Here is a 2,086-nt window from a genome sequence, read left to right on the forward strand (position 1 = left end):
ATCACCCTCAGCCCGAGCCGAATCGGCGACATCGCCCGCGCCGCCCTCGCCCTCAACGGAATCTGGAAATGATCACCGCTGAGAAAACGTCAGTGACCGGCGAGGCGGAGACCTTCAGCACGGCCCGGTGATTCATCGCGATCAAGAACCCGCTGGTTGGCACGCCGGCAGGGGCAGGTCTGGCCCCGCAGCAGCGGGCAGATCTGCAGAAGAAGGAGCAGGAGCGGTTCGGGAAGCAACGGTTCACCAGCGCCGATCCGGAGTTGCTCGACCAGGAGGGCATCGAGTTTGTGCTGATCGGTGCCGCCCGCGACGTCGCGGACGAACTGGACGTCCAGCTCGACGCGAAGGCCGAGAACGCCGAGTCGGCCGAGACCTTCCGCCGTCTGCGCATGCCGCGCGAGAAGCACCCCATGGAACCGCTGACGGAATGGCACGCTGGGGACGATCACGAGATGTGATGGACGCGACCGCGCTGGTACCGGCGGATGAACACGCCCTGCCGATGCTCGTCTTCAACGCCGCGGCCGACGGCGCCATGTAAGCCATCTGCCAGGTGGAACACATCGGCACCTATGGTGCCTACCTCACCGGCGGCGCCCCCAACAACCCGGACTCCTACAAGGACCCTTGCCCAGCCCCGGGCCGCCGTAGGAGTTCGGTCACCGAGTACTCGATCCGGACATCGTCAGCCACCTTGAGCGCGCCCAGGAAGGCGGTGTACGGCTTGATCCCCCAAGTGGACTGGGTGACGGTGGCCCAGCCGCACACCATGCCGTCGCCGTCACTGCCACCGCGCACCGTGACCGGATGAGTCCGGCCCTTGATGGTGAGGTCGCCGACGATTTCGAAGTCCGGGAGTGTTCCAGTGATGCTGGTGGAGCGGAAGGTGATGGTGGGGTGCTCCGCGGTATGCAGCAGTGCCTCGCCCTGTAGCGTCCGTTCGATCTCGGCACGGTCGGCGTCGGTGAGGGGCTTGAGTCCTCCGGTCCCTTCCCGAACAGTCAGCGATCCTGTCTCCACCGTCACGGTCACCGACGACTTCCCGGGCTCGGCGGTGACGACCACCGCGTTCCCGGACCATCGGGTGGCCTCGATCATGAGGTCGTGCCCTGCCCTCCGGCCCAGCCCGCCGCGGCTGGTCCTGATCGTCAGACGGCCGGTCGGTGGCCCGAAGGCATATGTTCCATCACCCAGTGTCACGTGAGCGACTTTACGTGATGGGTCTGGATTTCCGAGAGTGCCTCTCCGGCCTGGTGCCGGCCGTCAGGGGCTCGGAGCGCGCCTGAACCACCGTCTCCGGAGCCCTGTGCGTGGTGAAAGGCCGAGCCGACCGCTCCGATCGTCGCGATTGCCGGAGGATGGGTGGGGCAATCACCGTTCACCACGAGGTTCCACCGACACGGGCTGCCTTGGGTCGTCAGTGCACCGCAACGATTGGCCCCATCGCCCTCCCCGCGATGGGGACAGGGGCTCCCTACTCGTGTCGATCTCGCACGTGCCTTGGTTTGACGGCACCGATGACGAGGCACAGCCTCGGATCCTTACTTGGAGCCTTCGCCCACAGTGGCCAATTGCTCGGTAGATGTCGCTCATCCCTACCGGTCAGGGCGCTTCAGCCGTGGCCGATACCGAGTCGGCGCAGCCAGCCGTGCGGTTTGAGGACCGTCTCGTGAACGGCCCGGAGGGCTGTGCCGGAGATGCCCGCTTCCTCCGCGGTCTGCCGCTCGCCGGCGTGATGCGTGGGGCGCCCGCGCTCTGTCCGGAGCGCAGGGCAATAGAGGCCCGTGTGTGCCGTCCGCCCTCGTGCTCGGGGTGCAGTAGCAGCTGGGTCAGTTCGCCGACGGTGCCGACGGTGCAGGCCACGGGGTAGGCGATGGCCGCGGGGATCCGGGTGCCCCCGTGGTCGGCCGTGCCTTGGCGGTCGTCACGCCGGCTTCCGTGCACGCCTCCGTTGTGAGGTCCACCCCGCGGCACGCCTCACAGGCCGGTGGACCGTGCCTGCCGTCACAGTCGACGCCTCTGGCGCCAACCGTGTCCCTCGATGAGAGACGAGTGGCGGTCGGTCCTGCCGGGCAGGACCGAC

General features: G+C 67.6%; 2 protein-coding genes. One reads left to right on the top strand and one right to left on the bottom strand.

Annotated elements, in window-relative coordinates:
- The first annotated feature begins 263 nt into the window (after positions 1–263).
- On the top strand, positions 264–461 hold the full coding sequence (locus ACWD3C_RS25385; RefSeq protein ID WP_451147637.1) for a hypothetical protein: 198 nt from the start codon (positions 264–266) through the stop codon (positions 459–461).
- A gap of 157 nt (positions 462–618) precedes the next feature.
- Here ACWD3C_RS25385 and ACWD3C_RS25390 read toward each other — a convergent pair whose 3' ends face one another.
- The gene (locus ACWD3C_RS25390) at positions 619–1,203 is read right to left on the bottom strand and encodes a YceI family protein (protein WP_451147639.1); all 585 of its coding nucleotides are present in this window, start codon (positions 1,201–1,203) and stop codon (positions 619–621) included.
- Positions 1,204–2,086 lie beyond the last annotated feature (883 nt).

The organism is Streptomyces sp. NPDC002845 (assembly GCF_053591955.1).